Here is a 4,978-nt window from a genome sequence, read left to right as displayed (position 1 = left end):
GCCGCCGGCGTCGTCGCCCAGCGCGCACACGAACGCGGTCGCCGCGCCCGCGCGCGCCGCCGCGGTGGCCTGGTTGAAGCCCTTGCCGCCGGGGCCGGTGTGGTAGCTGCCGGCCAGGGTCTCGCCCGGGCGCGGCAGGGCGGGCAGCGCCCAGACGTGGTCGACGTTGAACGAACCGACGACGACGACGCGGCCCGAAGCCGAAGCAGTGGAATCGCTCATGCGCTTACGAGAAGTGGGTCAGCACGCCGGCGATGGTCGCGGTCATGAAGGTGGCGATCGAGCCGCCCAGCACCGCGCGCAGGCCGAAGCGGGCCAGGTCCTGGCGGCGCTCCGGGGCGAGGCCGCCGATGCCGCCGATCTGGATCGCGATCGAGGAGAAGTTGGCGAAACCGCACAGCGCGTAGGTCGCGATCAGCCGGCCCTCGTCGCTCAGGCTCACGCCGGCGACCTTGCCGTTCACGATGTCGGCCAGATGGGTGTAGGCGACGAACTCGTTGAGCACGACCTTCTCGCCGATCAGGCCGCCGACCACGTTGGCGTCGGCCCACGGGGTGCCGATGACCCAGGCGATCGGCGCCAGCACGAAGCCGAGGATGGTCGACAGGTCGGTCGGCTTGCCGATCGCCGCGGCCAGGCCGGTGTGCTCGCCGATCCAGGTCAGCGGCGCGTTGATCAGCGCCATCAGCGCGATGAAGGCCAGCAGCATCGCGCCGATGTTCAGCGCCAGGCGCAGGCCGTCGCCGGCGCCCGCGGCGGCGGCGTCGATGATGTTGGCGGTGTTCTTCTCCACTTCCATCTTGATCGTGCCGCGGGTCAGCGGCTCGCCGGTCTCGGGCACCAGGATCTTGGCGATCACCAGCGTCGCCGGCGCGGCCATGATCGAGGCGGCCAGCAGGTGCTTGGCGTAGAACGCCTGCGCCGCCGGATCGCCGGCGCCGAGCATGCCCACATACGCCGCGAGCACGCCGCCGGCGATGTGGGCCATGCCGCCGATCATCATCGTGATCAGCTCCGATTCGGTCATCTTCGGAATGTACGGGCGCACGGTCAGCGGCGCCTCGGTCTGGCCGATGAACACGCTGGCGCAGACGCTGGTGGTTTCCGCGCCCGACACGCGCATGACCTTGGTGATCGCCCAGGCCATGCCGCGCACCACCGCCTGCATCACGCCCAGGTGGTACAGAACGCCCATCAGCGCGGAGAAGAAGATGATCGTCGGCAGCACCTGGAAGGCGAAGATGAAGCCGAATTTGCCGATGTCCATGAGGTCGCCGAAGATGAACTTCGAGCCGGCGCCGACGAATTCCAGCACGTGCACGAAGCCCTTGCCGATGGCGTCGAACACGTCCTTGCCGCCCGGCACCAGCAGCACCACCGCGGCGAACGCGATCTGCAGGGTGATGCCGGTAGCGACCAGCTTCCAGTCGACCTTGCGGCGGTTGACCGAGAACACCCAGGCGATGGCGACGAGCACCGCCAGTCCGAACAGGCCGAAGCCCACGCGCAAAATCGAATCCACTCCACTCTCCCCGGGCGCCGGAGCCCCGGCGGCGTTTTGGACGTCTAATAGTTAGTCGGCGCAGCCTAGTGGCAGCGGGCGTCAGCAGCAAGCCGCGGCGCAGCGCAGGGCGCGAAAACCGGCGATTTTAGCGGGGCCGGCGGGTCGCCGGGGCGGGGCCGGGCAGAAACCTCGTGGCTGGCGCCACGGCGCAGCGGCCCGCGGCCGCGCCGGAACGCGGCGAAAACCGCGCCGCAGCGCGCCCGCGGCCGCGTTTGCGCCGGCGCAAGCGGCGTCTAAGCGAAGCGGGCGGCACCCGACACAATCCGGCCAAATCGTTCAGCCGGCCCGCGCGGCGGTCAAAGATCGCGCGCCACCACCCGGTTGCGGCCGGATTGCTTGGCCCGCTGCAGGCGCAGGTCGGCGCGGCGCAGCAGCCGCGACAGGTCGCCGCCTTCCTGCGGAAAGGTCACCAGCCCGGCGCTGAAGCTCAGCCACAGCGGCTCGGCGCCGCGGCCGGGTTCGAACGGGCGCTCGGCGACGGTGCGGCGGATCGCGTCGACTTCCTCGAACGCGGTGCCCAGCGGCTTGCGCATCACCAGCAGGAACTCGCCGCCCGACAGCCGCACCAGCCATTCGCTGGGCTCGGCCTGTTCGCGCAACACCGCCACCAGGTGGCGCAGGCTGCGGTCGCCGAGGCGGTGGCCGTAGTCGTCGTTGATGCGCTTGAAATGGTCCAGGTCGATCAGCGCCAGGGTCAGGCTGCCGCCGTCGCGGCGCACCGCGTCGAACAGGCGCGGGATGCGGTGGGTCAGCCAGGTCCGGTTCGGCAGCCGGGTCAGGCCGTCGGTGCCGGACATCTCGATCAGCCGCTGCATCCGGTAGACGACCATCGAAGTCGCCAGGGTCATCATCGCCAGCAGCACCAGGCGCTGGGTCTGGCTGCCGATGGTGACCGCGCCGTAGTCGCTGGACATCAGGTCTTCGGGCGAGCCGGCCGAGGCGAACACCCACAGCACCAGCAGGCCGTATTGCGACAGCGCCAGCACCCCGGAGAACAGGGTCACGCGGCCGTCGCTGCGCAGCGCGGTCATCAGGATCGCGAGCAGATAGCCGCACCACACGATCAGGCTGTTGAGCCCGGCCGGCAGGTGCTGCACGGCCAGCATCGCCAGCACCGCGGTGGTGGCGGTGACGTCGAACGCCGCGGTGCAGAACGGCAGCCAGCGGTAGCGGCGCTGGCGCCGCGCCAGCCCCAGCCACAGTTGCGAGAACACGTTGACGAACACCGCGCCGCCCAGGCCGATCAGGGTTTCCTTGACGCTGCCGCCGCCGAGCGCGTTGAACAGCGGCAACAGCAGCAGCATCGCCGCCAGCACCGCGCGCAGCCGCGCCACCAGCAGTTCGCCGCCGGCGCCGATCTCGAGCATGATTTCGTCCGGGCGCGACAACAGCGCGACCAACACGCTGCGCATCCGCCCGCCTACGCCCTGGTACATCCCCGTCCTTCCCTCGGCTCGGCCCCGCGCGAGCATAGCGCGAGCGGGGCCTGCCGCCGTGTCATGGAAGGCGCGGTTCGCCGCCCGCCGCCGCGGACCGGCCGCGGCGGCGCGGACGGCCTCAGCCGATGCCGCGGATCGCCACCCACAAGGCCAGCGCGGCGAACACCGCGGCGGCGACCAGGCGCGCGGCCTTCAGCGGCAGGCGGTCGGCGAAGCGGGCGCCGAGCAGGGCCACCGGCACGTTGGCCAGCAACATGCCCACGGTGGTGCCGACGATCACCGCCCACAGCGGCTCGTAGCGGGTCGCCAGCAGCACCGTGGCGACCTGGGTCTTGTCGCCGACCTCGGCGAAGAAGAACGCGATGGTGGTGGCGATGAACGCGCCGCGCGCGGAGAACTGGGTCTCGCCCTCGTCGAGCTTGTCGGGCTTGAGCGTCCACAGCGCCACCGCCAGGAAGCTCGCGGCGACCACCCAGCGCAGGATTTCGGGCTTGAGGAAGGCTGCGACCAGGGTGCCGAACCACGCGGCCAAGGCATGGTTGAGCAAGGTGGCGACGAGGATGCCGGCGATGATCGGGATCGGCTTGCGGAAGCGGGCGGCCAGCAACAGGGCCAGCAGCTGCGTCTTGTCGCCGATTTCGGCGAGCGCGACGGTACCGGTGGAAACGGCGGAGGCGACGACCCAGGCCGGGAAGTGGGACAGATCCATGAGAGCTCCAGGGTCGGGCATTCGCGTGGACGCGAAGGCAAACGCCGCGCGGCCCGACCCGGGTACGCGCAACGCCTGCCTTCGGTCTTGCCCGTGGTCGCTGGCTCGAGGTCGAAAGACGCTCGCGCTGGCTGCCGCTCATGCGCCATGGCCTGCCGGCCAAGTGTGTTGACGCATGCCCCCGCGAGCTGACGCCGGCGGATGGGCTACTCCCCGGAGGAGGAAAGTGCGCGCATTGTAGCCACATCGCTCGGGCGATGCAGCAAATGAGAGGCTTTCTCGGTTGGGTGGCGGAATGCGGCGGCGGGAGGGTGTGCCGGGTCTCGGGCGGGCGTCGCGGTTGTGTTGTCGCGGTCGCGGCTTGCGCCGCTCCTACAGGGACTTTTGGCGGTTTCGTTTCCGACTGTAGGAGCGGCGCAAGCCGCGACCGCGACAACACAACTACGCCGACACCGCCCTATCGCCGCGCGATTCCCTCACGTCCCGCGCACTCACTGCGAACACGCCGACGTCTCGCCGCTTTCCTCGCCATACAACGCCGCGAAACTCGCCGGCATCACCCGCGGCTGGCGCTGCAGCGGCGGCTTCACCGCGGCGAAGTAATCGCGCTGCCACTGCGCCGCCAGCGCCGCGGCCGCCGGTTCCAGCGCGACGTCGCGCGCGGCCGGCGGATCGGCGGGCTTGGCAGTCAGCCGCGCCACCAGCAGGCGCATCGCCCGCGCCTTGGTCGGGTCGTTGGCGATCAGGCCCGCGGTCGGCGAGGAGTCGTCGCCGTAGGCGATCATCAGATCGAACAGCGCCGGCACGTAGCCGGCTTCGAACGAGAGCTGCAGCAACGCGCCGGCCTCGGCGCGCCAGCGGTCGAACTCGGGCGTGTTGAGGTGGGAGTAGTCCAGCAGCACCGAGTCGCCGCGCGCGTAGCGGTACATCGCTTCGGGCTCGCCGGCCAGCGCGGCCTGACGCAGGTAGCGGTTGCCCTGGCGCCACGCGTCGGCGTGCGAATCGCGGCATTCGGCGATGATCCGGCGCGCGCGGTCTTCCATCCGCGCCATGTAGGCGCGCTGGTCCGGGGCCAGCGAGGCGCTGGCGTTGTGTTCGGCGGAGGCGAGCAATTGCTGCGCGGCGGAGGTGTCGGCGCAGCGCAGCAGTTCGACGCCGAGCTGGCAGGCGGCGCGGCTGTCGCCGGCCTCGGCGCGCTGGCGCAGTTCGGCCTGGCGGCGCTGGCGGTAATCGGCCTGCGCCGGTTGCGGCGCCGGTGCGGGCGCG

The 4,978-nt window shown here is 71.1% G+C and carries 5 protein-coding genes; all 5 read right to left on the bottom strand.

All coding sequences use genetic code 11. The annotated features are described in order from the left end of the window. Positions 1-222, bottom strand: a 222-nt coding sequence (locus tag A7A76_RS11885; RefSeq protein ID WP_241200887.1) for a PfkB family carbohydrate kinase, incomplete at its 3' end; no start/stop codon positions are given. Between the two features lie 4 nt (positions 223-226). Then, positions 227-1,522 carry a nucleoside transporter C-terminal domain-containing protein gene (locus tag A7A76_RS11880; protein WP_206411383.1) on the bottom strand — a complete coding sequence of 432 codons (1,296 nt, stop codon included), beginning with the start codon at positions 1,520-1,522 and terminating at the stop codon, positions 227-229. A 338-nt stretch (positions 1,523-1,860) separates the two neighbouring features. After that, entirely contained in the window at positions 1,861-3,000 is a 1,140-nt protein-coding gene (locus A7A76_RS11875; RefSeq protein WP_206411382.1) for a GGDEF domain-containing protein, read from the bottom strand. Positions 3,001-3,121: 121 nt separating this feature from the next. After that, entirely contained in the window at positions 3,122-3,712 is a 591-nt protein-coding gene (locus tag A7A76_RS11870; protein WP_206411381.1) for a TMEM165/GDT1 family protein, read from the bottom strand. A gap of 491 nt (positions 3,713-4,203) precedes the next feature. Next, the coding region (locus tag A7A76_RS11865; protein WP_206411380.1) for a hypothetical protein at positions 4,204-4,978 on the bottom strand (775 nt) is incomplete at its 5' end.

This window comes from Lysobacter enzymogenes (genome assembly GCF_017168095.1).
GTDB classification, from domain to species: domain Bacteria; phylum Pseudomonadota; class Gammaproteobacteria; order Xanthomonadales; family Xanthomonadaceae; genus Lysobacter; species Lysobacter enzymogenes_D.
Note: the sequence above shows the minus strand (reverse complement) of the source record. Positions and strands in the feature narration are given on the sequence as shown.

Bases quoted from the DNA above. Each gene is read 5' to 3' on its own strand.
- A7A76_RS11870 (WP_206411381.1), bottom strand. From the start codon at position 3,712: ATGGATCTGTCCCACTTCCCGGCCTGGGTCGTCGCCTCCGCCGTTTCC.
- A7A76_RS11875 (WP_206411382.1), bottom strand. From the start codon at position 3,000: ATGTACCAGGGCGTAGGCGGGCGGATGCGCAGCGTGTTGGTCGCGCTG.